Source organism: Actinopolyspora mortivallis DSM 44261, from assembly GCF_000384035.1.
Lineage (GTDB): Bacteria > Actinomycetota > Actinomycetes > Mycobacteriales > Pseudonocardiaceae > Actinopolyspora > Actinopolyspora mortivallis.
On the sequence record NZ_KB913024.1, the window covers coordinates 2315294 to 2340385 of the forward strand.

Below are 25092 nucleotides of genomic sequence, written 5' to 3' on the forward strand. Positions count from 1 at the left end.
CCGCTGCTCGACACGCGACTCCCGTTCCGGAGGTCAGCCTCCCCCGGCCAGAGCCAGCCAGTCCGCGTAGAACAGTCCCACTCCGAACAGACAGCTGATGGCGGCCAGTATCCAGAACCGGATGATCACCGAGGTCTCGGCCCATCCCGCGAGCTCGAAATGATGGTGGAACGGTGCCATGCGGAACAGCCGCCTGCGCGAGGTGCGGAACACCACGATCTGCAACACCACCGAGAGGGCCTCGACCACGAACAGCCCGCCGATGACGATCATCAGCAGCTCCGTCCGGGTGGTCATCGACAGCCCCGCGACCAGACCGCCGATGGCGAGCGAACCGGTGTCGCCCATGAAGATCTTGGCCGGAGCCGCGTTCCACCAGAGGAAGCCGACACAGGACCCCATGGCGGCCGCGGCCACCACCGCGACGTCCAACGGGTCCCGTACCTGGTAACAGGCCGGACCGATGTCGGAGACCAGTTCGCAGGAGTTCCGGAACTGCCAGAAGGAGATCAGCACGTAGCTGGCCAGCACCATGGCGGCCGTGCCCCCCGCCAGACCGTCCATGCCGTCGGTGAAGTTCACCGCGTTGGACCAGCCGCTGATGGCGACGTAGGCGAACACCACGAAGCCGATCACCCCGAAGGACACCACGCTGATGTCCCGGATGAAGGACAGGTTGTCCGAAGCCGGTGTGAAACCGTTCTCGTCCGGGAAACGTAAGGCCAGGATCGCGAACAGCACCGAGGCCAGCATCTGGCCCACCAGCTTCGCCGTCTTGTTCAGTCCCAGGTTGCGCCGCTTGCGGATCTTGATGAAGTCGTCCAGGAACCCGACGACACCCAGCATCGTGGTCAGTCCGAGCACCAGCAGGGCGGTGACGCTGGGCAACGCCTCGGACACCGTCAGGTGCGTGGCCAGGTAACCGGCCCACATGGCGACGAGGATCGCCATCCCACCCATGGTGGGGGTTCCCCGCTTCGCCGAGTGGGACTTCTGTACCTCCTCCCGGATCTCCTGACCGAATCCCTGTTTGGAGAACACCCGGATGAGGTAGGGGGTGAAGAGAATGGAGACGACCAGCCCCACGGCTGCGGCGACGAGGATGCTCTTCACGCCGTACCACCACCCCGGGAGGGGTTCCGCCCGGCGGTCAGTTCGTCGGCGACCCGCCACAGCGCCGCGGCGTTGGACGCCTTGACCAACACGACGTCATCGGGCCGCAGCTCGGATCTCAGCAGCTCGACGGCGGCCTCGACGTCCGGCACCAGAATCGACTCCTCTCCCCACGATCCTTCCAGCGAGGCGCCCTGGTGCATCGCGCGTGCCTGCTCACCGACCACCACCAGACGGTCGATGTTCAGCCGTACGGCCAATCGACCGATCTCGTCGTGAGCGGTGGGCCCCTCCTCCCCCAGTTCCCCGACGGGGCCGAGCACGGCCCAGCCCCTCCCCGGCGAGTCCCGGGTCATGGAGGCGAGCGCCTTCAACGCGGCACGCACCGACTCGGGATTCGCGTTGTAGGCGTCGTTGACCACGGTCACGCCCTCTGGGGTTTCGGTGACCTCCATCCGTTTTCCGGACAGTTGGCGAACCCCTTCCAGGTTCCTGGCCATCTCCGCCGGACTCGCTCCGAGTTCCCGTGCCACGGCGGCTGCGGCCAGCGCGTTGCTCACGTGGTGCTCACCGTGCAGCGGCAGCCGCACCTCGGCGCTCCCCTCGGGGGTGACCAAGGTGAAGCGGGGACGGGCCTGCTCGTCCACCTCGACGTCCTCGGCGCGGACCTCGGCGTGGGGGTGCTGCCCGAAACGGACGACCCGTGCCGCCGTCCGGGAGGCCATGGCCGAGACCGCCGGGTCGTCGGCGTTCAGCACGGCCACCCCTCCGGACTCCGCGGCGGGCAACGCCTCCACCAGTTCGCCCTTGGCCTCCGCGACGGCCTCCCGGGAGCCGAACTCGCCGAGATGGGCACTCCCCACGTTGAGCACCGCCCCGATCCGGGGAGGGGCCGAGCGGCACAGTTCGGCTATGTGGCCCTTGCCCCGGGCGGAGAGCTCCAGGACCAGGTGCGCCGTGTTCTCGTCGGCACGCAGCACCGTCCAGGGATGACCGATCTCGTTGTTGAACGATCCCGGTGGTGCCACGGTGCTGCCGAGAGGGTCGAGCAACTGCGCGATCAGGTCCTTGGTCGAGGTCTTGCCGGAGGAACCGGTGACGCCGACCACCGTCAGCCCTTCCAACCGGTCCACCAGCGACCGCGCCAACCGCGCCATGGCGACCAGCACGGCGGCCCCCGCCCCGTCCGTGTCTCCGGACAGTGCCATCACGCGGGAACGGTCGGCCGCTTCCACACGCGGAACGATCACGGCTGGGGCGTTCACCTCCCGCGCCGCCAACACCGCCACGGCACCGTCGGCGACCGCCTGTTCGGCGAACTGGTGCCCGTCCACGTGTTCCCCGGGGACCGCGACGAACAGCCCGCCGGGAGTTATCTTCCTGGAATCGAATTCGACGGCCGCGGTGACACTCTCACTACCGTCGGCGCGGTGCAGTCTGCCACCGACCGCCTCAGCGATCTCGTCGAGGCTGAGCCGGATCACCTTGCCTCCTCGTCACTGTCCCGGGTGTGCCCCGGGGACCGCCGCGCTGCGGCGGTCTCGCTCCGCTGCGGACTTCCACGTCGTTCGCTCAGTGCGGCGGCCAGCTCGTCCCTGTCCGAGAAGGGATGGGTCACCCCGGCCACCTCCTGTCCGGTCTCGTGCCCCTTGCCCGCGACGACGACCACGTCACCCCGCTCGGCACGGCGTACCGCCTCGCCGATCGCCTCTCGCCGGTCACCGATCTCACACAGCACGGCACGCTCCTCCTCGGGGACCTCACGCGCCCCCGCGAGCACGCTCGCCCTGATCGCGGCCGGGTCCTCTCCACGAGGGTTGTCGTCGGTGACTATCACCAGGTCGGCCAGCCGTGCGGCGGTGGACCCCATGAGCGGCCGTTTCTCCGCGTCCCTGTCCCCGCCACAGCCGAGCACCACCAGGACTCTTCCCCCCGCCTGGGAGCGGGCGGCCTCGAGCACGGCCTCGACGGCATCGGGCTTGTGGGAATAGTCCACCACCGCCGCGAAGTCCTGTCCGGCTGCGACACGCTCCATCCGTCCGGGAACGTCGACCTCGGCCAGTCCCTCCTCCACGGCGGGACCGCTCACACCGATTTCGTGGAGCAGCGCCGTGGCCAACAGCGCGTTGGCGATGTTGAACGGTCCGGGCAGCCGCAACCGGATCCCGGTCCGAACGCCGCCGGGTCCGTGGGCGGTGAAGCACTGTTCCCCACTCGGGTGGGCCACCACGTCGGTGGCCGTCCAGTCGGCCCGTCCCCGGGTCGCCACCGTGACCACCCCGGGTCGGTCCAACCGTCTCCCCCACTCGGTGTCGGTGCACACCACCTCCCGGGCACAGCGCCCGTCGAACAGCATGGCCTTGGCCGCGAAGTAGTCCTCCATGTCCCGATGGAAGTCCAGATGGTCCCTGGACAGGTTGGTGAAACCGCCCGCGGCGAAACCGACGCCCGAGACCCGACCGAGGGCCAACGCGTGGCTGGAGACCTCCATGACCACGTGTGTGACCCCACGCTCGACCATCACGGCCAACAGGGCCTGCAGGTCGGGGGCCTCGGGGGTGGTGAACGCGCTGTCCAGCCTGCTGCCGGCCACCCTGGTCTCCACCGTGCCGACCAGTCCCGTGACCAGTCCGGCCCGGCGCAGTCCCGCCTCCACCAGATAACTGGTGGTGGTCTTGCCCGAGGTCCCCGTGATACCGATCACGGAAAGCCTTTCGGAGGGGCTGCCGTAGATCTCGGAGGCCAGTTCACCGAGCACCCGGCGAGGCTCAGGATGCACCAACAGCGGGACGTCCCCCCGGGTCACCGCCGGGTGCGTGGCCAGCGCCGACCGCCGTGCCCCCTCCTCGTCCGTCAGTACGGCACACGCCCCCGCGTCGAGCGCGGCTGCGGCGTGTTCCGCACCGTGGGTGTGGGAACCGGGCAACGCGGCGAACACGTCGCCCACGGCGACGTGCTGCGCCCGCAACGTGACACCGGTGGTCCTCACGGAGGAACTCGCGACGGTCTCACCGTGGGCGGACACGACACGGGCACCGATCGATGCTGCTAACCGTTGGACGCTGACCGGCTCGACACGTGTCGGACGAGGCGGGGAAATCGCAACCGCGGAAGGCACGGCGAAAAGGTTACCCGTACCGCCCCACGGAGTGGTTTCACGGTGGGCGCCCCACGCGGGTGACGCCGCCCGCCCCCGCTCCACACGGAAAACAGCGGGTCACCCGGCCCCCGGACGGGAACCGGGTGACCCACCGAGCACGTCCCCGGACCGTTCAGCGCGCCCGCAGCGCCAGCTCCGGTGCCGGCTCCGGCGACAACGGGATGTCGTAGCGACGTGTCAGGTCGGCGGCCACGTCGTGGAACAACGAAGCGACCGCGTGCGTGCTCTCCGGCTCGTCCAGCATGATCCCCACCACGTACCTGGGATCTCCCGCCGGGACGATGCCCGCGAAAGTCGCCCAGTACTTGGAGTTGCTGTAGCAGTCGCAGGCGGGATCGGGTTTCTGTGCCGTACCGGTCTTGCCCGCGATCTGGTAACCGTCCAGGGCGGCCTGCGGAGCGGTGCCGGTCTGCTCGGTGGTCTCACCTCGCTGCACCGTCCCACGCAGCATGTTCCGCAGCGTCTCGGCCGTCGACTCACTGACCACCCGAACCCCGTCCGGACGTGGCCAGGCCGACTCGGTGCCGTCAGCGTCCACCGTGGACTCGATGACCCGCGGGGGTATCCGTACTCCGTCGTTGGCGATCGCCTGGTACATCCCCGCCATCTGGAGCACGGTCATCGACAACCCCTGTCCGATCGGCAGGTTCGCGAATCGGGTGTCCGACCACTGTTTGCGTGCGGGCACCACTCCGGCGCTCTCCCCGGGCAGCGCGATACCCGTTCGCTGCCCGAGTCCGAAGCCGTCGAGCAGGTCGGCGAAACGCTCCTTGCCCAGCTTCTTCGCCGTCATCAGGGTTCCGACGTTGGAGGACTTCGCCACCACCCCCCGGAAGGTCAGCGGAAGGGTGTCATGTGCCCAGGCGTCCCTGACCGTGGTTCCACCCATCTCGATCTTCTCCGGAACCCGCAGCACGGTGTCGGGACCGACGATGCCGTGTTCGATCGCTCCGGCCGCGGTGACCAGCTTGTTCACGGAACCCGGTTCGTAGGGTGTGGTCACCGCGGGGTTGCTCAGGTGTCGCTGGGCCCGGCTCTTTCCCTCCTCCTCTCCGGAGGAGTCCACGTGGGAGAGGGCACGCACCTTGCCGGTCCGCGCGTCGAGCACCACGGCACTGCCCCCCAGAGCCCCGTACTCGTCGACGTAGGAGTTCAGCGTCCGGCTCAGCACGAACTGCAGGTCGGAGTCGATGGTCAACCGCACGTCCGAACCCGGTTCGGCGGCCTTGATCCGTTTCGTTCCGGGGATGACCAGGCTGCTGCCCATCGCGGTGTTCGAGATGCGGACCCCGTCCTCACCGCTGAGCCTGTCGTCCAACGCGTTCTCCAGGCCGACGGTGCCGCGGATCTTGCGCTCCCCCTTGCGCCAGGAGGCCGCTCCCACGATGTCACCCGCCACCGAACCGGCCGGGTAACGACGAACGGCCCGGTACTCACTGCCGATCTGCGGATACCGCTCGTGGACCTCCCTGGCGACACCGGGATCGAGCAACGGGCCGAAGTAGAGGAACCGCTTGTCGGAGAACAGCGCCTCCGCGGCCTCCCGTTCGCTGATCCGACCTCGGGTTATCTCCGCTATCCCCCGTGCTATCCTGCGTTTCCATTCCTCGGCGGTCGGTTTCTCGGGATCCTTCCGGTGGGCCGTCCGTTGCTGCTCGGTGAGCAGCCGGGGATTCGCATAGAGTCGGCGGGCCTCCGCGCTGAAGGCCAGGACCCTGCCGTTGACGTCGGTGATCGCCCCGCGTTCGGCGAAGATGGGTTGCCTGGTCATCAGCTGGTCGTCGACCTGTTCGGACAGCGCACCGGCATCGAACCCCTGCACGAACACCAGCTTCACCCCGGAGGCCACCAGCACGAGCACGAGGAACAACCGGCCTATTCCCAGTCTTCTCCCGCTGGCGGCGACCTTGGTCCGCGGGGTGCGGGAGAGTCGTGGTCGCTTTCCCTTCCGCCCGGCCTCGGGGCGTTTGCCGGTGGGACGCACCAGGGTGCGGCGGCGCGTTCCGGCTCGTTGGGGGCCCTGACGGGGGCTGACACGTTTCCTGTCGCGAGGAGTCATCATTCCTGTCCCGCCGACGGATCGTTCGAGTGGGACGACTCGGGGTCCGCTGTCCGCCCGTCGGAGGTGTCCTCCCGTGAGGAGTGCGGATCCGCGTCCTCGGTGTCCCCTTCCGGGACCTGCCCGTCCGAGTGAGCGGACTCCTCGGGAGCTTCCTCCGGAGCGGTGGCCGCGCGGGGGTGACCGACCAGCCGTACCGAACCGTCCGGATCCACCACCAGATGGGCCGGTTCGGGAGCCGGAACCATGTTCATCTCCTCGACGCGTCGCTGCACCTCGGAGATGGAGCTCATCCTACTGACCGAACGCAGCAGGTCCTCCTTGCGTTCGGTCAACGCCTGCACCCGCTCCTTGGAGTCCTGGATGCGGTACGAATTGCTCACGGCGGCGATCGACAACCACAGCGTGGCGACGACTCCGGACACGAGCACCACCATGACCGTTCCCACGAAGGGGGCAGGCGAGTGTGCCAGCCGTCTCGCCCCCCGGGCGACGAACTCCCGCGCGGGACGAACCATCCTCGTGCCGAAGGACGGAGAGCCTCCGCTGTCGGAGGGTCCTGCCACGCGCTTCACCGTGGTGGTGGACGCGTCCCCACCGCTGTTGTTCGCCCGGTGTCTTTCCGCCTGTTCCCCGCGTTCACGCTTGCGCTCGTAGGCGCGTTCCGCGCTGGAGGAACGTACCCGTACCCCGCGGTCGACACGCGTCTCGGAGCGCTGTTCACCACGTTGCCGTTTCCGCCCCCTTCCGCGCTCCCCTCGGCTTCCGCCGCGCGCCGAAGCAGTGGTCATACCCCCTCCTGAATCCGCTCGGCCGCCCGCAGGCGCACCGAACTCGCCCTGGGATTGCTCGCGGCCTCCCCTTCGTCGGCGAACTCGGCCCCTCGGGTGAGCACGCGCAGCTCCGGACCGTGCCCGGGCAGTTCCACCGGAAGGTCCAAGGGGGTCCGCGACTTCGCCCGGTCGGCGAAGGTGCGTTTGACGATGCGGTCCTCCAGGGAGTGGTAGGACAACACCACGATCCGACCGCCCCGCGGCAGCGCGTCGATCGCCGCCGGAAGCGCTCGTCGCAGTACCTCCAGCTCCCCGTTCACCTCGATCCGCAGCGCCTGGAACACCCGCTTGGCGGGATGTCCCCCGCTGCGCCTGCTGGCGGCGGGAACACTGTCGTAGACGAGCTGGACCAAGCGCGCGCTGTCGGTGAACGGAGCCCGCTTCCGCTCGCGCACCACCCGCGCGGAGATCCTGGCCGCGAACTTCTCCTCCCCGTACTCGCGCAGCACCCGGGTGAGCTCGGACTGCGAGTAGGTGTTGAGCACCTCCGCGGCGGTGATTCCCGAGGTGGTGTCCATGCGCATGTCCAGCGGAGCGTCCCTGGCGTAGGAGAAGCCGCGCGCGGTCTCGTCCAACTGCAACGAGGAGACCCCGAGGTCGAACAGGACTCCGTCGAGACGGGACACCCCCTGTTCGGCGAGTACCTCCGGAATCCGGTCGGCGACGGCGTGCACCAACCGCACACGCTCTCCGTAGGGTTCGAGACGCCGTCGGGCCAGTTCCAGAGCCTGCGGATCCCGGTCGAGGCCGATCAGGGTCGTGTGCGGGAAGGAACGCAACAGCGCTTCGGCATGTCCCCCCATCCCCAGCGTCGCGTCGAGCACCATTCCGGCACGCCCGTCCAACGCCGGTTCGAGGAGTCGGACCGTGCGTTCCAGCAACACGGGACGATGAAGTCCCGCGGCCTCGCCGTCCGGCCGGTCCTGGGGCTCGACCCCCTCCCCCGCGTCGGCTCCCGGGACCGGATCCTCTGGCACCGTCACTTCCCATCCTTCCCGTATCCACCGAGGAACGAGCCGGCCACCTCGCCTGACCGACACACCCGATGATCCCCGCTCGCCCGCTCCCGTCCGGCCTACGACACGGGAGGGCGGAACATCCTGACTGGACTCTGCCCGGGGGCGACCACGGGATCGACGGACCCGCCGCCCGAACAACCGTTCCGCGACGTCACCCGACCGGCCGGAACGGTCGCCCGTGACCCGTTCTCACGGGTGCCCACGCCGGAAAAAGATCTCCCCCGATGTCCGTCACACTACCCCACCATCGACCCGCGTCAACCGAAAACGCGCGCCGGGGAGGACGCGGCCCCGGACGTGGGACTACCGACCCACCCGGATACCGAAAACCTCGATTCGCTGTGCGTACGGCGCTGGAAGTACGCGGGGTATCTGAGACACTTCGTGACACGCCGCACCACGAGTGTCCCTGTCGGCTTCCCGCCCCGGCGATCCCGGAACAGGACACTCCGGTGGGGCCGGCACGAACGACACCTGGAGGTTGTGTGACTCCCGAGACGAGCTCATCCGGTAACGTCACGTCCACTCCGCCGGAGGACGACACGGCCCACGCTCGCACCGGGGGGACGGTTCCGCCGACGGGAACCAGTTCGATCGAACACGCCCACGACACGCTGAACCGGGTCATCTCCAATGTGGAAAGCGTCCTCTCCGGCAAGCGGGAAGTGATCCGTCTGGCACTGACGACGCTGCTCGCCGAGGGACACCTGCTCGTGGAGGACGTTCCCGGAGTGGGAAAGACCTCACTGGCCAAGGCGCTCGCCCGCTCGGTGGACTGCACGACGAACCGAATACAGTTCACTCCCGATCTGCTGCCCAGCGACATCACCGGCGTGTCGGTGTACGACCGGCGCTCGGGGAGCTTCGAGTTCCGGGGCGGTCCCGTGTTCGCCAACATCGTGGTGGGCGACGAGATCAACAGAGCCTCGCCGAAGACCCAGTCGGCCCTGCTGGAGTGCATGGAGGAGAACCAGGTCACCATAGACGGACACCGTCATCCCCTCGACACGCCGTTCATGGTGATCGCCACCCAGAACCCGGTCGAGCTGGAGGGCACCTACGCGCTTCCCGAAGCGCAACGGGACCGCTTCACCTGCCGGATCTCCCTGGGATACCCCGACCAGGAGGCGGAGCTCGCCATGCTCGACGGGCACGCGGGCCACGACCCCGTGGCGGAACTCTCCCCGGTCACCACCACCAGCGAGGTGACCGAGCTGCTGCGGACGGTACGCAGGATCCACGTCTCCCCCGAGCTCCGGCGTTACGTGATCGAGCTGGTGAGCGCGACCAGGGAACTGTCCGAACTCCGTCTGGGCGCCTCCCCGCGTGCGACCCTACAGCTGATGCGCACGGCACGTGCCCAGGCCGTACTGTCCGGCCGGGAGTTCGTGGTCCCGGACGACGTCCAGCGGGTGGCGGTGCCGGTACTCGCCCACCGCCTGGTCCTGAGCGGGGAGGCCAGGGCGGCCAGACAGAGCGCCGCCGACCTCGTCCGGCAACTGCTCAGACGAGTTCCCGTCCCACGGACCAGGGATGGTCAACGATGAGCACCGGCGTGTTGTCCGCGCTCACCGTACGGGGACGTTGTCTGCTGGCCGCCTCGTGCGCCGCCGTGGTCTGCGCGTTGGTGCTGGACGAGCGGGATCTGCTGCGAGTGGCCGTGTTCGCGGCGGCCCTGCCCCTGTTGGCTCTGGTGGTTTCGCTGTCGGCCCGCACGGGCCTCCACGCCCGACGTGAGCTCACTCCCCAACGGGTGGAGGTGGGTGGGGAGACGTCGGTACGACTGCGTCTGACCAGCACCGGGGGACTGCCTCCGAGCGATCCCGTGGTGCTCGACGAGGTTCCCCACGGGCTCGGCGGACCCGTCCGGTACCGCCTGAACGGGTTGCTGCCCGCGAGCGGGAGCCTCGTCGAGTACACCGTGCGTCCGCGGCTCCGGGGGGTGCACCGGCTGGGACCGGCACGCTGCCGAGTCGAGGATCCCTTCGGACTGGTCGTCTTCGACCGGCACCTGGCGGGTACCAGCAGGCTCGTGGCGGTGCCCGAGGTGGTGCCGCTGACCGGTTCGCCACCGTGGGGGGAAGGTGGGAGAGAGAACTCCGGAACGCCGCGCGCCGGACACGGTGCCGACGACGCCACACTGCGGGAGTACCGCCACGGTGACGACCTACGGCGCGTGCACTGGAAGACGACGGCACGCCGGGACGAGCTGATGGTGCGTGTCACGGAGACCCCACAGCACGGGGCGATCACCGTGCTGCTGGACCACAGGTCCGCCGCCCACCGGGGCACCGGAAACCAGTCCAGTCTGGAGTGGGCCGTTTCGGCCGCTGCCAGCGTCTGCCTCCACCTTCGGGAGTGCGGAAGACGGGTGCGGCTCGTCGACGTGGCGGGCAATCACCTGGGTCCCGGCGAGTTCTCCGGTCATCCCGACGGCGGATGGGGCGAGGATCCGATCCTGGAGTCCCTGGCCCTGTTGCAACCCACCGCGAGCAGGGAACTCCTCCCGGACGGGGCCCCGGACACCGACCGGGATCTCGTCGCGATACTCGGGAACACCACTCCGGCGGGAGCGGAGGCGCTGACCTCGGCACGTCCGGAGAACACACGGGGGGCGGTGATACTGCTGGACACGACCGGATGGACCGAGCCAGGCGGGGAACACCGCGACATGGTCTCCGCCACCGCGCACCGTTTCCGTCGCGCGGGGTGGAACGTCACCACGGTCGACAGCCCGGCCACCTCCGTCTCGCACGCCTGGGAAAGACTGTACGCGCGGGACGAGCCGTTCGACGCCCTCGGGAGCGAACCGTGACAACGCAGGACGCACCCCGGTTGTCGGTCACGTTCGTGACGCTGTTCGCCGTGTTGGCCACCTCCACGGCGTTCTCGGCCGTTCTCTCCGACTGGCGCTGGTTCCCACCCGCGGCGCTCACGGTGACAGCCGTGTCGGCGGGAGCCGTGGCGGCCCGGACGAGCCTGGGGCGTGCCTGGACGCTCCCGCTCCAGCTGGGTGTGCTGCTGGTGATGCTCACGATCCTGTTCGGCCGGAACCCCCTGCTCGGTTTTCTTCCCACACCGGCGACGTTCGGGCAGCTGGCGGAGCTGCTCGGAAACGCCGTCGAGACGATCCGCACGGGAGTGCCCCCGGTTCCGGCCACCGCGGGGATGCGGTGCCTGATCTGTCTGGGCACGGGGTTGGTGACCGTGCTGGTGGACCGGATCACGGTGTCCCACCGCGCTCCGGCCGTCTCCGGGCTCGTGCTGCTGTGCGTGTTCGCCGTACCCGCTTCACTGTCCGACCGGCTGCTTCCGTGGTGGGCGTTTCTGGGCGGGGCAGTCGGCTTCGCCGGGCTGTTGCTTCTCGACGGAGCGGGCCGAGCACGACGCGCCACCAAAACGGCCTCCCCACCACTGCCCGTGTTCGTGATCTCGGTGTCCGCCGTGCTCGCCCTCCTGGCCGGGTCGGTCTTCACCGGGGTCGGAACCCAGGGAAGGTTACCCGGTTCCGAGAACGACGCGGACGACTCGGAGAGCGGAGAGATCGGGCTCCGTCCGTTCACCTCGCTGAGGGGGCAACTGTCCCGGGACGGGAGCGTACGACTCTTCCGGGTGAAGGGACTGCCCGGTGACTCCTACCTGCGTGCCATGACGCTGCGTCGTTTCGACCCGGACAGCGGTTGGAGGCTGTCCGGACTGTCCGAGGGGGTGCCCCTGAGCGGGCGGCTGCCGCTGCCTCCCGGAGTCGCGGAGCAGGACACCGAACCCACCAGGATCGACATCGAACCGCTGGAGTACGAGGACGCGTGGCTACCGGTGTTCGGGATCCCCGTCGAGGTCTCCGGAACCGGACCCGGCTGGCGCTACGACCCCGTGTCCGGAACCGCCTTCACCCGACAGAGCCCGGAGGTGGAGGAGTACACCGAACTGGCCGTCCTTCCCGAACCGGATCGGCGGGCGCTGCGGAACGCGCACGGCAGCCCCCGGGTCCCTCCCGCCTATTCCGACGCCAGCGGGGCGACGCCCCGGATCACCGAACTGGCCCACCGCATCACGGCGGACGAGCACACCCCTTTCGACAAGGCTGTCGCGCTGAACAGGTACTTCACCGACCGGTCGAACGGATTCACCTACGACCTGCGGACCGCCCCGGCCTCCTCCGCGAACGCCCTGGAGGACTTCCTGTTCGACGGGAAACGGGGGTACTGCGAACAGTTCGCCTCGGCCATGGCGGTACTGCTGCGGGCCGTGGGCATCCCCTCCAGGGTGGCGGTGGGCTTCACGCCCGGTGAGTCCGAGGGAACACACCGGATCATCACCACCGAGGACGCGCACGCCTGGGTGGAGGCCTACTTCCCCGGGCACGGCTGGATCACCTTCGACCCCACCCCCCTGACGGACGACCGCTCGTCCACCCCGTCCTATCTCGAGTCCGGAACTTCCGGGCAGGAGGGAACCTCGGAGTCCTCCGAGCGGAGCGGAACCCCTTCACCCGGGGAGAGCGCGGAGCGGGAGAGTCCCCGGGGGGAACAGCCCGTCACAGCGGACCGGGGAGGAACGGCACCCGGCCTGTGGATCGCGGGAGGGGCGACGGTACTCACCCTGTTGATGGGCACGTGCGCACCGGCTCTGGTGCGCAACGTGCGACGACGTCGCCGTCGGGCCGCGATCCGTACGGGGCTGGCCGGGCACACGGGGGCGGCGTGGCGGGAACTGCTCGACGAGAACCTCGACCGCGGCTCTCCCCCACCCGAGGCCGGTGCGACGCCTCGCGGGATCTCGGAACGACTGATCCGGGAGTACGCCCTCACCCCCGGACCTGCCGAGGCGGTGCGCGACCTCACCCGGGAACTCGAACGCGAGTTGTACGGACCCCACCCGGGGACGGTGACCACGCGGGAGTTGGACGAAGCCGTTGCCGGGATGCGGACCTCCCGACCGCCGAAACCGAGCGAGAGACTGTTCCCCCGGTCGGTGACAGGCCGCCACACCGGACGACGGTGACTCCTCCACGGTTACGCGACTCTCCCGCCGGCGCGGGCCCGAGACCAACGGTCGCTGACCACTCCTCGGCACCGGAACACGACCTCGACAAGTGAGCCGTCGAGCGAAACGGACGGGACGGCAACAGTACAGCCCCTGGGAGGAGGAGAGAGCCTTCTCCGGAGAGCGGCTCGAAGCGCCCGGACCGACTCAGCCCGGGCGCATCACCCCGCCGATGCCTCTTTCCGCGTACACCGGCCGGTCGCTCGTCACTGCTCGAAACGCTTGCGGAAGCGATCCTCCATACGCTGGGTCAGGGAGTTCCCGCTCCTGCGTTTCGCACCGGACGATCCTCCCGAGCCCTCCTGCTTACCGGGATCCTCCGAACTGCCGCGCATCCCGAACAGGACGATCACTGCTCCACCGAACATCACGAGGAAGCCGACCACGCTCACAACGGGTATCCCGGCCGCGGTGACCGGAATCACCACACCGAGCACCAACAGGATCAGCCCCAACACGAACACGGCACCGCCCTGGAAACGGCGGCGCCTGGAGGGGCGATGCAATCCCCCTCCACTCACGTTGGAGGCGAACTTGGGGTCCTCGGCGTAGAGCGCGCGCTCGATCTGGTCGAGCATTCGCTGCTCGTGCTCGGAGAGTGGCATGGCTCCTCCTCCGGCACACTGGGTCCGTGTCACCGAAGCCCCAATCACTCCGTTTCACGAAGCTCCGGTGAACGCTTATGGGGGCGTCGTATCCGAGGATACGGGCCCATCGACGAGACGACTACCCGGTCCCGCCCCTGTTTCGATAATAACCGCTCAACATCATCCTGTAGAGGTATTCCTCACTGCGTCGTGTGACCGTCGGAAACACGCGCGAGAGCGTGCAGCCGGGTGGCTATGTCCCGCAGCGGGGGGTGAGCGGCGGCGGCCGTCTCCAGCCCCTCCAAGGCGTCCCAGGCCCCCGGCGTGGCTTCCAGTACGGAGCCGGGGACCAGGTCACTCACCACACCCTGCCCCTGGATCAGCTCCACGACGAGCCCCGAGTCGTCGAGCATCCGGTGCAGCAGCTCGGTGTCGAACCGACGACGCACCGTCTCCCCGGAGGGACCGCCCATACGTCCGTCCGGGTCGTTGAACAGCCGCAGCGCCTCGGACACCTTCCCGGTGAGCGCTCGCCCGAGAACCGCCGCGTACCTGTTGGCCACCAGCACCGAGACAGCGCCCCCGACAGCCGCGGCACCCACCAGTTCCCGCAGCGACACGGTGACGTCGTCCACGTACTCCAGCAGCCCGTGACCGAGCACGAGATCGGCCCCTCCGGAGGGAGTCGCCGAACGAAGCGCGTCGGTGTCGCCCTGCACGGCCGACACACGCTCCCCGACCCCGGCGTCGGCGGCCCGCCTCTGCAACGTCGCCAACGCGTTGGGACTCGGATCGACAACGGTGACCGAACATCCCGCCACGGCGAGCGGCACCGCCCACACCCCGCTGCCACCCCCCACGTCGAGAACCTCGGGGACACCGCCACGTCGGTGGCGCGCTTGGGCCAACTCGTTCTCCAGCACCCGGTGCACGGCGTCGGACTTCATGGGGGCAGCGTAATCCGCGCCCCCGGGTGGCACGACATCCGGAGTCCCCGCCGAAGCACCCCACCGGGATCCCGGCCCGGCAGGAGCCGGTCCCGGAACACCCGGCGAGGACACAAGGGTGTTGGCGTGGTCCGTAGGCTACGGGCGTGCACACGGTGGCGGTACTGAGCCTCAAGGGCGGCGTGGGAAAGACGACTGTGGTACTCGGGTTGGCCTCGGCGGCCATGCGCAAGGGCGCCCGCACTCTGGTGGTCGACCTGGACCCGCAGTGCAACGCGACGGCCTCGTTGGAGCCCGAGGCGACCACGGCGGGGCTGAGCGACGTGCTGGCGAACCCCACCGCGGACACGGTCACGCGAGCGATCGCCGCCAGCTCCTGGGGGGAGGACGTGGACGTGCTCGTGGGCTCGGAGGACGCCGAGATCCACAACGGGCAGCGGGAGGACGCGGAGAACGGTCTCGGAACGCTCACCGAGGCCCTCACGGAACTGACCCACGACGAGGAGGGTCCTCCGTACCAGTTGGTCCTGCTGGACTGCCCTCCCTCCCTCGGGAGGTTGACCCGTTCGGCACTGATCGCGGCGGACAGGGCCCTGCTGGTCACCGAACCGACGATCTTCGCCGTTTCCGGTGTGCAACGCGCCTTCGAAGCGGTACAGGCCGAACGCACGGCCAACAACCCACGGCTGCAACCGCTGGGAGTGGTGGTCAACCGGATCCGAGCCCGCTCCCAGGAACACCAGTTCCGTGTCGAGGAACTCCGGGACATCTTCGGCCCCCTGGTCATGCCGGTGGCCCTTCCCGACCGCCTGGCCGTGCAGCAGGCCCAGGGCGCCTGTGTCCCCATCCACCAGTGGGGGACCCCGGGGGCACGGGAGGTCGCGCTGGCGTTCAACCTGCTGCTGGCCAGAACGCTCCGGGCAGGTCGCTCCCGGGCGGTCGCGGAGGAGGACGAGACCGACGACGACTGGGAGTGAGGTCCGCGCCTCGACCGGACCGGACAGCTCCCGCCCGTCGGGACCTCACCGGTCCGGAGCGCTCCGCACCCTGCCGGCCAGCGCGGACAGCATGGGGTGTAGCAGCACCAACACCAACGGTCCCCAGACGAGACCGTCCAGACGGACGTTGCCGACGGTGAGGGTCAGGTCCCCCGCCCCCGCCACCAGGGTGGTGCCCACCACTGCCAGGTTGAGGGGGTCGGTGAAGTCCACCCGAGCGTGCGTCCAGATACGCACCCCGATCAGTACGACCGTGCCGAGCAGCACCATCGAGGCGGCACCGACCACTCCGAGCGGAACGGTGTCCAACAACGCCGTGAGCTTGGGGGAGAACGCCAACGACATCGCCGTGAGAGCCGCGACCAGACAGGCCGCCGTGGAATACACCCTGGTAAGCGCCAGTACGCCCGTGTTCTCGGCATAGCCGATCAGCCCCGAGCCACCCACCGAGCCGGACAGGGTGGTGGCGAGTCCACCGCCGATCAGCGCGTCGCCGACGCTGCCGTCCAACTCCCTGCCGCTGGCGGCCGCCACGGCCTTGACGACCCCGGCCTGGTGGGCCACCACGACGATCACCAGGGGAACCACGAAAGGTGCCACGGACAGGTGCAGTTGCGGCGTGAGCAGTTCGGGCGGTCCGATCCAGGACGCCCGGTGCAACTCGGCCACCCGCGCCGCCGGCAGTGTCCCGCTCAGGGCCGCGTAGAGCCATCCGACCCCGATACCGATCAGTACACAGCCGCGGAGCAACAGACCACGCCCCGTCAGCGCCAGCAGCAGGATGACCGCCATGGTCACCGCCGCACTCGTGGGACCGCTCTCGAAGGAGTCGACCGAGTGCCCGGCCATTCCGAAACCGACCAGCACGACCACTCCTCCGGTCACCACCGGCGGCATGGCGGTTTCCAGCAACCGCACCCCCAGCGCCTTGACCGCGACCCCCACCGCGGTCACCAGCAGACCGACCATCACGATGCCGCCCACCAGGACGCTGGGCCCGGCTCCGGAACGTTCCGCGGCCGCTCCCAGCGGAACGACGAAAGCGAGGGAGGCTCCGAGGCAGGCGGGAACCCGGTTACGGGTCAGCACCAGGAAAAGCAGAGTACCCGCGCCGGAGGCCAGCAGTGTGGTCGAGACGGGCAGGCCGGTGAGGCGTGGAACCAACACGGTCGCCCCGAACAGGGCGAACAGGTGCTGGACCCCCATGCCGACGGTCAGCGGCCAGCTGAGCCGCTCGTCCGTAGCCACGTCCACGGCGTCCGACGGGTGTCGACCGTTGCCGTGCACGGCCCACAAAGCCACATCGTCCTCCCCGTGTGCCACGTCGGATCGGAGGAATCCGGGAAACAACAACCGCGAAGATCACTATTTCACAACACTTGGCCTCACCCGGCGGCGGATCCTGCTCCGTAACGCCGGGCGCTTCGCGAAACACCGGCGAACCCGTCTCCGGAGGACGGACGGGGGAACCCGTGGGTTGTCGTCGACGCCCCCGGGAGCTACTCCGAGGGCTCGTCCCCGTCCGCGCGAGGACGGCCGGGATCCCGACGCCGGTCGGGGCGGTACTCCTCCCCGTTCAGCTCCCGCAGTCCCTCGGACAGCCCGGCCAGGCGGTCCGTCGCCTCCTGGAGACGGTGCTCGGACGGATCGTTGCGGCTCGCGGCCACCGCCCTGCCCGCGGCGGCCACCAACGCGCCGTACCGCTCGACCCCCTCGTCGAGCTCCGCACGCATCCGACGGACGTCTGCCTCCAGATCCGCACGCTGCTCTCCGGGAGCGTGCTCGACGGTGTTTTCCACCGCCTCCAGACGCTCGGCCAACGTACGCAGCTCCTCGGCGACGGAGGCGGCCGTGGAACGTGCACCGGCCACCGAGTCGTCCTCGTAACCGAGCGTCTCGGCCAACCGGTCCAGCGAATCCCGCAGGTCGGTCTCGGCTTCCCGCAGGCGTCTCATGGGCTGCCGAGCCACCGAGCCGGAGGCGGGAAGCCGGGCCGGACGAGGAGCGGACTCCGGCAGGGGGGTGCGTTTGAGTCTGCGATACCTCCGCAGCGCGCCGAAGGTCCCGACCCCGGCAGCCAGCGCCATTCCTCCCAAGCCGAAGGAGGTCAGGTCGAGCAGGGTCTCCACCGGCGGAGCGGGAGACCATCCGAGGCTCTGCGGCGCGTAGGCCAGGTAGGCACCACCACCGAACACGCCGGTGGTGGTCCCGCTGCCCACGGCCAACCGCTTCGCGCGTCTCCTCCGCCGCAACAGACGCGCACGGGGATCCCGCCAAGCGGCGAGGCGGTTCCTGATGTCGTCGGCCACCGGACCGCGCAACTGTTCCAGTGCGTACTTCCCCCAGTCACCGGGACCGTAGTTCCGCCTGTCCACGGGGGGTCACGCCTGGTCTGACTGTGGATTCTGTCGCTGCTGGCGCTGCGCAGCAGGGGCGTCCCCCTGCTGCGTGTCGTCCCCGGTTATCTGCTTGCGGGTCTCCGTGCCCATGGAAGCCCGGATCTGGGCGAGCCTGCTGGCCCCGGCCGCGTCCGTGGCCGCCTGCTGGACCTCCATCATCCGGCCCTGCACGCTGTTCTGGGCCAGATCGGCCTGACCGAGCGCGGTGGTGTAGCGCTGCTCGATCTTCTCCCGGACCTCGTCGAGCGAGGGGGTGTTGCCGGGGGCGGCCATGTCGTTCATCTGCCGCAACGAACCGGCGACCTGCTCCTGCATCTTCGCCTGTTCCAGCTGACTGAGCAGCTTGGTCCGCTCGGCGATCTTCTGCTGCAACATCTGCGCGTTGCGTTCCACGGCCTGTTTGGCCTGGTCGGCAGCCTGCAGCGACTGGTCGTGCAGAGTCTTGAGGTCCTCGACGCTCTGTTCGGCGGTGACGAGCTGGCTGGCGAGCTGCTGGGCGGTCTCCTCGTACTGCTGGGCCTTCGCCTCGTCTCCCTCGGCACGAGCCTGGTCGGCCATGTTCACCGCCTGCTTGGCCGAACTCTGCAGCTTCTCGACCTCGTTGAGCTGCCTGTTGAGCTTCATCTCCAGCTGCCGCTGGTTCCCGATGACCGAGGCGGCCTGCTGCGACAGTGCCTGGTGCTGCCGCTGAGCTTCCTCGATGGCCTGCTGGATCTGTACCTTCGGGTCCGCGTGCTCGTCGACCTTGGACGAGAACGACGCCATGAGGTACTTCCAGAACTTCACGAACGGGTTGGCCATCTCCTCCGCCTGCTTTCTGTCCTACCGGTTGCGCCCACACCGAGAACTCGGGTCGCCGGAGAACGGCGTCCGCGACGGGGAGCCCGCGCGCCGTCGAACCCCACACGCCACATACCGCAACCGAACACCGACTCTGGCGTTTCCTCCCATCGTGTCAGCTCGACCGGAGGAGTTCCACCAAGCCCCGCGAGATTCCGGACAACCGTGGAGCCCGCGGGGCCGCCTCAGCCTCAAGCGGCCACAACCACCCCGTTGGAAGTCCGGTCCGGCGGATTTATCCGCTGGCTGAGCATGGGTTGCAGCCGGCGGTCCTGCTGCTCCGGGTCCTCGACGGCCGGGTCCGAACCATCGGAGCACGCCGGGACGACCTCCGGTTCCTCCTCGGGCATCCCGGTCTCGGCGAGCTCGGACTCGATCAGGCTGGGCACCAACCGACCACCCTCGAGGTCCGCCGGGGCGGTCTGCTCCACCACCGAGGGGGCCACCATCCGCTCCGGGGAGTCCAGGTCACCGGCCACGGTCACGAGCAGCTCGGGCAGCGGAAGATCCAGGGCATCACAGATCGAGCCGAGCAGTTCGCTCGACGCCTCCTTACGGCCACGTTCCACCTCGGACAGGTAGCCGAGACTCACCCGGGCCGCGCGCGAAACCTCCCGCAGGGTGCGGGACTGAGCGGCCCGCGCGCGGCGCAGTCGTTCTCCGACCGCCTCCCGCAACAACACGGTCATCGCGCGCCTCCATTCCGTCGCCTACATCTTGCGCGACGCGTCAACGCCCCACACTACTCAACACGACACCAAAGTACGTCTCGTTCCTCACGAGTCCGCCGAGGGCGAACGTTTCTCAACCGAAAGACGGAGTCTCACACCACCAATATCCCACGGGACGGGAAGAGGCGCGTCATCGCCGCACACCACCTCGGCCTCGTTCCGGTCAACGCAACAACGTCCCGAAATGTTCCAGAGCCGCTGCCGCCGCGGCTTCCCGGACCTCGTGACGTCCCCCGGAAAGCCTGGCCGTACGCACCCACCGCCCCTCGGGGCCGGAGAAACCGAGGAACACCGTTCCCGGCTCCCTGCCGTCCTGGGGCTCCGGCCCGGCCACACCGGTCAGGCCGATGCCCCAGTCGGCCCCGCAGCGCGTGCGGGCCCCTTCGGCCAGCTGTTCGGCCACCAGCGGATCGACCGCACCCCGAGTGGCGAGCAGCTCGGCGTCGACCCCGGCGAGCTCGTGCTTCAAGGCGGTGGAATACACCACCAGCCCGCCACGCACCACCGCGCTGGCCCCACTCACCTCGGTCAACAGCACACCGACCAGTCCACCGGTCAGTGACTCGGCCGTGGCCACGGTCCGGCCGGAGGTCCGCAGCAGCGCCAGGATCTCGGCGACCCGTCGATGCTGCTCGGTCAGCCATTCCGGGCCCATCAGCCCCGTCCGTCCCGTGTCGGTGGCCCCGCCACCCTGAGTCGGACGGCACGCGCGGCGTAGTCCACCCCCGTGGCCACGGTCACGAGAACGGCTCCTCCCATGACCACCCACTCCAACGGATCGAGGGCCGCGCCGAGCGGCAGAAGATACAGTCCCACGGCCACCGTCTGCAGCAGGGTCTTGAGCTTGCCGCCCCTGGTCGCGGGAATGACACCGTGGCGGATCACCCAGAAGCGCAACAGGGTGACCAGAAGCTCCCGGAAAACGATCACTCCGCTCACCCACCAGGGGAGCTCCCCCAGTGCACTCAGCCCGAGCAACGCGGCCCCGGTGAGCGCCTTGTCCGCGAGTGGGTCGGCGATCTTGCCGAAATCGGTGACCAGCCCCCGTCTGCGCGCCAGTTCCCCGTCGATCCGATCGGTCACCGAGGCGAGCAGGAAGACTCCCGTGGCCAACCAGCGCCAGAGCGGCTCCTGTCCTCCGCCCCAGAACAGCGCCACGAGGAAGACCGGCACGAGGACCAGTCGCGAGGCGGTCAGCGCGTTGGCTATGTTGACCAGGGGAGCACCTCTCTCGGCTCCGTCGGCACCACCGCCTCCGGAAGCGGCCCGATCGGATGCCGCGCTCTCCGCCGTCATGACAACTCCTCGCACCGTTGCCGCACACGGGTGTCCCGTACTGCCTCGTCTCCAGGGTCGGGGATCGCCTCCGTGCCGTCCACCACGGGCACCACGAGCCCCCGAACGGCGGACCGTCGATCCCGCTCCCCGGCAGGATGCAGGGTACGCGGCCCTCCGTGGAAAGCGGGCACCGTCTCCGCCGCGGGGTGCGGCTTTCGGCCGCTGAACCGTCCTGTGCCTCGGCTTCCCGGCGGGTCGGGTAAAATCAAGATATGCATGACTATGCGTCATCCGGGATAACAATACGGCGCGCACGTATCGTCGACGTCCGGGCCATCAAGCAGCTGGTGGACACCTACGCCGGACAGGTGCTGCTGGAAAAGGACCTCGTCACCCTCTACGAGAACGTCCAGGAGTTCTGGGTGGCCGAACAGGACCTCGGCGACGGGTCCACCGACATCGTCGGATGCGGAGCCCTGCACGTGCTCTGGGAGGACCTCGGGGAGCTGCGCACCATCGCGGTCTCACCGACCGTACGCGGCCACGGAGTCGGGCACCGCATGGTGCGTCGACTGATCGACCTGGCCAGAGACCTGGGGCTGCCCAAGCTGTTCGTGCTGACCTTCGAGACCGAGTTCTTCGCCAGGCACGGCTTCGAGCCGATCACGGGTACCCCGGTCACCCCCGAGGTGTACGCGGAGATGCGTCGATCCGCCGACACCGGCGTCGCCGAGTTCCTCGATCTTCCCTACGTGAAACCGAACACGTTGGGCAACACGCGGATGCTGCTGCGGCTGGAGGACTGAACGATCCCGTCCTCGGAAAAGAGGACACAACACCACCCGAACGCACCAAGCGAGCGCTTGCTCGACACGGTAAGACTGATCCGAAAACCGGATCGTCCACCCACAGGAGCAATCTCGTGTCCTTCGGGAAGAACCCCCACGGGCGCCTGCGCCTGACAGTGCTGACCACCCTGTGCGCGGCCCTGCTCGGCGGAACCACCACCGCGCACGCCGCGACCACCGGCCAGGACCCACGCGCGCTCACCGACCACTACCTTTTCGAGATCACCCTGGAGGAGTTCGTGCACGTCCGGAGCGAACGTCCACACCCGGACGAGCTGGACTGGTCCTCCGACGCGTGCTCCTACTCCCCCGACGAACCCCTCGGATACGAGTTCACCGCCAGCTGCCAACGACACGACTTCGGCTACCGCAACTACAGGAAACAGGGACGGTTCACCGAGCAGAACCGACGTGCCATCGACGACAACTTCCGTGCCGACATGTACTCCAGCTGCGCCGGCGAGGCGCTCTGCGAGCGGGCCGCGGACCTCTACTACTTCGCCGTACGGCAGTTCGGAGGTCAGAGCCGGAGCACGGCGGAGGCGGTGGAGAAGGCGCTGTCCTCGGCGAAGGACTCCGTGAGCGACTAGTCCCCGGAGGTCACTGCCCTTCGGAGTCGTCCGGAGCGGGGCCACCCCGGATGGCGCTCAGCGCACTGTCCAGCTCCTCCGGTTTGATCAGCACCTCCCTGGCCTTGGATCCCTCGGAGGCGGCGACCACACCCCTGGATTCGAGGAGGTCCATCAGCCTTCCCGCCTTGGCGAAACCGACGCGCAGCTTGCGCTGCAACATCGAGGTGGACCCGAACTGACTGGTGATCACCAGCTCGGCGGCCTGCAACAGCACGTCCAGGTCGTCCCCGATGTCGGAGTCCACCTCGCGTTGCTGCCCCGTCTTGGTCGAGGTGACCCCGTCCGCGTAATCCGGCTCGGCCTGTTCCTTGGTGTAACCGACCACGCGGTTGATCTCCTCGTCACTGACGAAGGAGCCCTGCACGCGGGTCGGACGCGCTCCCCCCATGGGCAGGTAGAGAGCATCGCCCATACCGATCAGGTTCTCCGCTCCCGCCTGGTCGAGGATCACGCGCGAGTCGGTCAACGAGGAGGTGGCGAAGGCCAGCCGCGAGGGGACGTTCGTCTTGATCAGTCCGGTGACCACGTCCACCGAGGGACGCTGTGTGGCCAGTACCAGATGGATGCCCGCCGCACGGGCCTTCTGGGTGATGCGCACCACCGCGTCCTCCACGTCCCGGGGAGCGGTCATCATGAGGTCGGCCAACTCGTCAACGATCGCGATGATATAGGGATAGGGACGGTACTCCCGCTCACTGCCCGGCGGCGTGGTGATCTCCCCGGAACGCACCTTGGCGTTGAAGTCGTCGATGTGACGCACCCTGCTGGCCTGCATGTCCTGGTAGCGCTGCTCCATCTCCTCGACCAACCATCCCAGGGCCGAGGCCGCCTTCTTGGGCTCGGTGATGATGGGAGCGATCAGGTGCGGAATCCCCTCGTAGGGGGTCAGTTCCACCATTTTCGGATCGACGAGGATCATCCGGACCTCGTCCGGGGTCGCCCTGGCCAGCAGGGACACCAACAGCGAGTTGACGAAACTCGACTTGCCGGAACCGGTGGAGCCGGCGCACAGCAGGTGCGGCATCTTCGAGAGGTTCGCCGTGACCATCCGCCCCTCGATGTCCTTGCCCAGTCCCATGACCAAGGGGTGGGTGTCGTTGGCCGCCTGGCTCGAACGCAGCACGTCGCCGAGCCGGACCATCTCGCGGTCACTGTTGGGGACCTCTATCCCGACCGCCGACTTGCCCGGTATAGGGGCGAGCAACCGGACGTTGTCGTTGGCCACCGCGTAGGCGATGTTCTTGGTCAACGCGGTGATCTTCTCGACCTTCACTCCCGGTCCCAGTTCCACCTCGTAACGGGTGACCGTCGGTCCGCGCACGAACCCGGTCACCTCGGCGTCGATCCGGAACTGCTGCAACACGCCGGTGATCGCCTCGATCATCGCGTCGTTGGCCTTGCTGTGCCGCTTGGGCGGATCCCCTTCCTGCAGGGCGTCCAGCGGGGGAAGCCGGTAGTCCCCCTCGACGGTGCGGCTGATCGTGAGCTGTTGGGGTTCCTCCGGCACCGAACGTTCCGCGGCGGTGGCACTCGGGGCGGCCTTCGTCGTGGCGGCCGCCGACGAGGGCTCCCCCTCCGTCCGTTCCACCCTGGCCGAGGCGGCGGGTTTCCCGTCGGTGGTGGCAGGGGAGTGCTCCGCGTCCTGTCCGGCCGTCGCGGCCTGTCGTTTCCTGGCCGGACGACGCCGCCCGGCGCTGTCCGGATCGGAGGGAGCGAGTTCAGTGGTGTCCTCCGAGGACGGTTCCTCCGCCTGGGCGAGCGCGCGGAGACGCGCCGGGACGTCGCGTACCGCCGTCCCGGTCAACAGCAGCACTGCGAAGACCGAAACCAGCACCAGCACCGCGACCGCCACCACACCGGTCAGCCCCTTGGACAGCGGCCCTCCCGCGACGTAGCCGACCACACCGGCTGCGCGTGGCCACCGCTCGGGCTCGCGGGGAGCTCCCGCGCCGATGTGCAACACGCCGAGTGCGGCGAACAGCAGCAGGGCGGTCCCGAGCACCATCCTGGGGCGTGCCTGCGGGTTGTGTTCGGTGCGCATGAGCAGCACGGCCACCCCGAACAGCACCAGCGGCAGCACCAACACGGCCGAACCGAGGACCGAACGCAACGACCAGTCCAACCACTGCCCCACCGGACCACCGGCGTGCCACCACGCCCCGGCCGCGGTCACCACCGTCAAGGCCAGGAACACGAGTGCGATCCCGTCCCGCCGGTGAGCGGGGTCCAACTCCCGAGTCCTGCCCAGCGCGCGCAGGACGCTTCCCGTGGCCCGGGCCAGACCGCGTCCGAGATCCGGGCCCGCCGAGTTCGTCCCCGCCGTGGAGGATCGCTTCCTCGTCCCCCGGCCGACCGAGTTCTTCGAGGCGGAGCCGCGTGAACGGGAGGTGCGGGCGGAGGAGTCCGTTTTCTTCCTCATCGCCGGGGAGTTCCTGCCGTCGGACCCGGATGCGGAGGACTTGGAGGCGGCTGATCCGGACTTCTTCGTACCCGAACCGGACGAACGACCTCGCGTGCCCTTGCCCCGTGCTCCCGCCGAGCCCTTGTTCGTCGTGCCGCTGGCCATGTTCAACACGGTATCGGTGCTCCGTCGGTCGTGTAA

At 68.9% G+C, this 25092-nt stretch carries 21 protein-coding genes; 6 read left to right on the forward strand and 15 right to left on the reverse strand.

The annotated features are described in order from the left end of the window. Positions 1-33: 33 nt before the first annotated feature. From mraY to rsmH, 6 genes are all read right to left on the reverse strand, one after another. Positions 34-1113 (reverse strand): phospho-N-acetylmuramoyl-pentapeptide-transferase, encoded by a 1080-nt coding sequence (mraY, locus tag ACTMO_RS0110975; protein WP_019854742.1) that lies wholly within the window; start codon positions 1111-1113, stop codon positions 34-36. After that, positions 1110-2597 carry a UDP-N-acetylmuramoyl-tripeptide--D-alanyl-D-alanine ligase gene (locus ACTMO_RS0110980; protein WP_019854743.1) on the reverse strand — a complete coding sequence of 496 codons (1488 nt, stop codon included), beginning with the start codon at positions 2595-2597 and terminating at the stop codon, positions 1110-1112. The genes mraY and ACTMO_RS0110980 overlap by 4 nt, the downstream gene beginning before the upstream one ends. Next, positions 2594-4231 carry a UDP-N-acetylmuramoyl-L-alanyl-D-glutamate--2,6-diaminopimelate ligase gene (locus ACTMO_RS0110985; RefSeq protein ID WP_157062865.1) on the reverse strand — a complete coding sequence of 546 codons (1638 nt, stop codon included), beginning with the start codon at positions 4229-4231 and terminating at the stop codon, positions 2594-2596. The genes ACTMO_RS0110980 and ACTMO_RS0110985 overlap by 4 nt, the downstream gene beginning before the upstream one ends. 154 nt (positions 4232-4385) lie before the next feature. Further along, positions 4386-6332: a peptidoglycan D,D-transpeptidase FtsI family protein gene (locus ACTMO_RS0110990; protein WP_084792107.1), complete on the reverse strand. Its 1947-nt coding sequence runs from the start codon at positions 6330-6332 to the stop codon at positions 4386-4388. Then, the gene (gene ftsL, locus ACTMO_RS22005) at positions 6332-7123 is read right to left on the reverse strand and encodes a cell division protein FtsL (RefSeq protein WP_019854746.1); all 792 of its coding nucleotides are present in this window, start codon (positions 7121-7123) and stop codon (positions 6332-6334) included. Before ftsL ends, ACTMO_RS0110990 begins: the two co-directional genes overlap by 1 nt. Continuing rightward, a complete protein-coding gene (rsmH, locus tag ACTMO_RS0111000) occupies positions 7120-8049 on the reverse strand; it encodes a 16S rRNA (cytosine(1402)-N(4))-methyltransferase RsmH (RefSeq protein WP_026449100.1) in 930 nt (309 codons plus the stop codon). The genes ftsL and rsmH overlap by 4 nt, the downstream gene beginning before the upstream one ends. Positions 8050-8669: 620 nt before the next feature. On the opposite strand from rsmH, the gene ACTMO_RS20940 reads away from it, so the two are divergent. From ACTMO_RS20940 to ACTMO_RS0111015, 3 genes are read left to right on the forward strand one after another with little or no spacing between them, the layout of a single operon-like run. Next, positions 8670-9731: an AAA family ATPase gene (locus ACTMO_RS20940; protein ID WP_019854748.1), complete on the forward strand. Its 1062-nt coding sequence runs from the start codon at positions 8670-8672 to the stop codon at positions 9729-9731. Further along, on the forward strand, positions 9728-10999 hold the full coding sequence (locus tag ACTMO_RS0111010) for a DUF58 domain-containing protein (protein WP_019854749.1): 1272 nt from the start codon (positions 9728-9730) through the stop codon (positions 10997-10999). Before ACTMO_RS20940 ends, ACTMO_RS0111010 begins: the two co-directional genes overlap by 4 nt. Next, complete coding sequence (locus ACTMO_RS0111015; protein ID WP_157062866.1) at positions 10996-13188, forward strand: transglutaminaseTgpA domain-containing protein; 2193 nt, start codon at positions 10996-10998, stop codon at positions 13186-13188. Before ACTMO_RS0111010 ends, ACTMO_RS0111015 begins: the two co-directional genes overlap by 4 nt. Before the next feature lie 248 nt (positions 13189-13436). Here ACTMO_RS0111015 and ACTMO_RS0111020 read toward each other — a convergent pair whose 3' ends face one another. Both ACTMO_RS0111020 and ACTMO_RS0111025 read right to left on the reverse strand, forming a co-directional pair. Further along, positions 13437-13835 (reverse strand): DUF3040 domain-containing protein, encoded by a 399-nt coding sequence (locus ACTMO_RS0111020; protein WP_019854751.1) that lies wholly within the window; start codon positions 13833-13835, stop codon positions 13437-13439. Positions 13836-14017: 182 nt separating this feature from the next. Beyond that, positions 14018-14764 carry a class I SAM-dependent methyltransferase gene (locus ACTMO_RS0111025; protein ID WP_019854752.1) on the reverse strand — a complete coding sequence of 249 codons (747 nt, stop codon included), beginning with the start codon at positions 14762-14764 and terminating at the stop codon, positions 14018-14020. A gap of 146 nt (positions 14765-14910) precedes the next feature. On the opposite strand from ACTMO_RS0111025, the gene ACTMO_RS0111030 reads away from it, so the two are divergent. Beyond that, a complete protein-coding gene (locus ACTMO_RS0111030; protein ID WP_026449101.1) occupies positions 14911-15741 on the forward strand; it encodes a ParA family protein in 831 nt (276 codons plus the stop codon). Positions 15742-15786: 45 nt separating this feature from the next. Here ACTMO_RS0111030 and ACTMO_RS0111035 read toward each other — a convergent pair whose 3' ends face one another. The 6 genes from ACTMO_RS0111035 to pgsA all read right to left on the reverse strand — a co-directional run bounded on the left by ACTMO_RS0111035 (position 15787) and on the right by pgsA (position 21028). Then, positions 15787-17064, reverse strand: coding sequence for a uracil-xanthine permease family protein (locus ACTMO_RS0111035; RefSeq protein ID WP_019854754.1), 1278 nt, complete (start codon positions 17062-17064; stop codon positions 15787-15789). Positions 17065-17261: 197 nt separating this feature from the next. Continuing rightward, positions 17262-18137, reverse strand: coding sequence for a phage shock envelope stress response protein PspM (gene pspM / locus ACTMO_RS0111040; RefSeq protein ID WP_019854755.1), 876 nt, complete (start codon positions 18135-18137; stop codon positions 17262-17264). Between the two features lie 6 nt (positions 18138-18143). Next, a complete protein-coding gene (locus ACTMO_RS0111045) occupies positions 18144-18962 on the reverse strand; it encodes a PspA/IM30 family protein (RefSeq protein ID WP_019854756.1) in 819 nt (272 codons plus the stop codon). Between the two features lie 230 nt (positions 18963-19192). Next, complete coding sequence (locus tag ACTMO_RS23920) at positions 19193-19690, reverse strand: helix-turn-helix domain-containing protein (RefSeq protein ID WP_019854757.1); 498 nt, start codon at positions 19688-19690, stop codon at positions 19193-19195. A gap of 205 nt (positions 19691-19895) precedes the next feature. Next, on the reverse strand, positions 19896-20387 hold the full coding sequence (locus tag ACTMO_RS0111055) for a CinA family protein (RefSeq protein ID WP_019854758.1): 492 nt from the start codon (positions 20385-20387) through the stop codon (positions 19896-19898). Beyond that, positions 20387-21028: a CDP-diacylglycerol--glycerol-3-phosphate 3-phosphatidyltransferase gene (gene pgsA / locus ACTMO_RS0111060; RefSeq protein ID WP_019854759.1), complete on the reverse strand. Its 642-nt coding sequence runs from the start codon at positions 21026-21028 to the stop codon at positions 20387-20389. Before pgsA ends, ACTMO_RS0111055 begins: the two co-directional genes overlap by 1 nt. Positions 21029-21282: 254 nt before the next feature. On the opposite strand from pgsA, the gene ACTMO_RS0111065 reads away from it, so the two are divergent. After that, entirely contained in the window at positions 21283-21816 is a 534-nt protein-coding gene (locus ACTMO_RS0111065; RefSeq protein WP_033401529.1) for an amino-acid N-acetyltransferase, read from the forward strand. 116 nt (positions 21817-21932) lie between these two features. Further along, on the forward strand, positions 21933-22448 hold the full coding sequence (locus ACTMO_RS0111070) for a phospholipase (protein WP_019854761.1): 516 nt from the start codon (positions 21933-21935) through the stop codon (positions 22446-22448). Positions 22449-22458: 10 nt separating this feature from the next. On the opposite strand, the gene ACTMO_RS0111075 is transcribed toward ACTMO_RS0111070, so the two are convergent. Then, positions 22459-25056: an FtsK/SpoIIIE family DNA translocase gene (locus ACTMO_RS0111075; RefSeq protein ID WP_211212946.1), complete on the reverse strand. Its 2598-nt coding sequence runs from the start codon at positions 25054-25056 to the stop codon at positions 22459-22461. Positions 25057-25092 lie beyond the last annotated feature (36 nt).

Excerpts from the sequence above, each read along its gene's own strand:
- ACTMO_RS0111045 (WP_019854756.1), bottom strand. The coding sequence starts at position 18,962 with ATGGCCAACCCGTTCGTGAAGTTCTGGAAGTACCTCATGGCGTCGTTC.
- ACTMO_RS0111055 (WP_019854758.1), bottom strand. The coding sequence starts at position 20,387 with ATGGGCCCGGAATGGCTGACCGAGCAGCATCGACGGGTCGCCGAGATC.
- ftsL (WP_019854746.1), bottom strand. The coding sequence starts at position 7,123 with ATGACCACTGCTTCGGCGCGCGGCGGAAGCCGAGGGGAGCGCGGAAGG.
- ACTMO_RS0111075 (WP_211212946.1), bottom strand. The coding sequence starts at position 25,056 with ATGGCCAGCGGCACGACGAACAAGGGCTCGGCGGGAGCACGGGGCAAG.
- ACTMO_RS0111010 (WP_019854749.1), top strand. The coding sequence starts at position 9,728 with ATGAGCACCGGCGTGTTGTCCGCGCTCACCGTACGGGGACGTTGTCTG.
- ACTMO_RS0111025 (WP_019854752.1), bottom strand. The coding sequence starts at position 14,764 with ATGAAGTCCGACGCCGTGCACCGGGTGCTGGAGAACGAGTTGGCCCAA.
- pgsA (WP_019854759.1), bottom strand. The coding sequence starts at position 21,028 with ATGACGGCGGAGAGCGCGGCATCCGATCGGGCCGCTTCCGGAGGCGGT.
- ACTMO_RS0110990 (WP_084792107.1), bottom strand. The coding sequence starts at position 6,332 with ATGACTCCTCGCGACAGGAAACGTGTCAGCCCCCGTCAGGGCCCCCAA.
- ACTMO_RS0111020 (WP_019854751.1), bottom strand. The coding sequence starts at position 13,835 with ATGCCACTCTCCGAGCACGAGCAGCGAATGCTCGACCAGATCGAGCGC.
- ACTMO_RS23920 (WP_019854757.1), bottom strand. The coding sequence starts at position 19,690 with ATGACCGTGTTGTTGCGGGAGGCGGTCGGAGAACGACTGCGCCGCGCG.
- ACTMO_RS0111065 (WP_033401529.1), top strand. The coding sequence starts at position 21,283 with ATGCATGACTATGCGTCATCCGGGATAACAATACGGCGCGCACGTATC.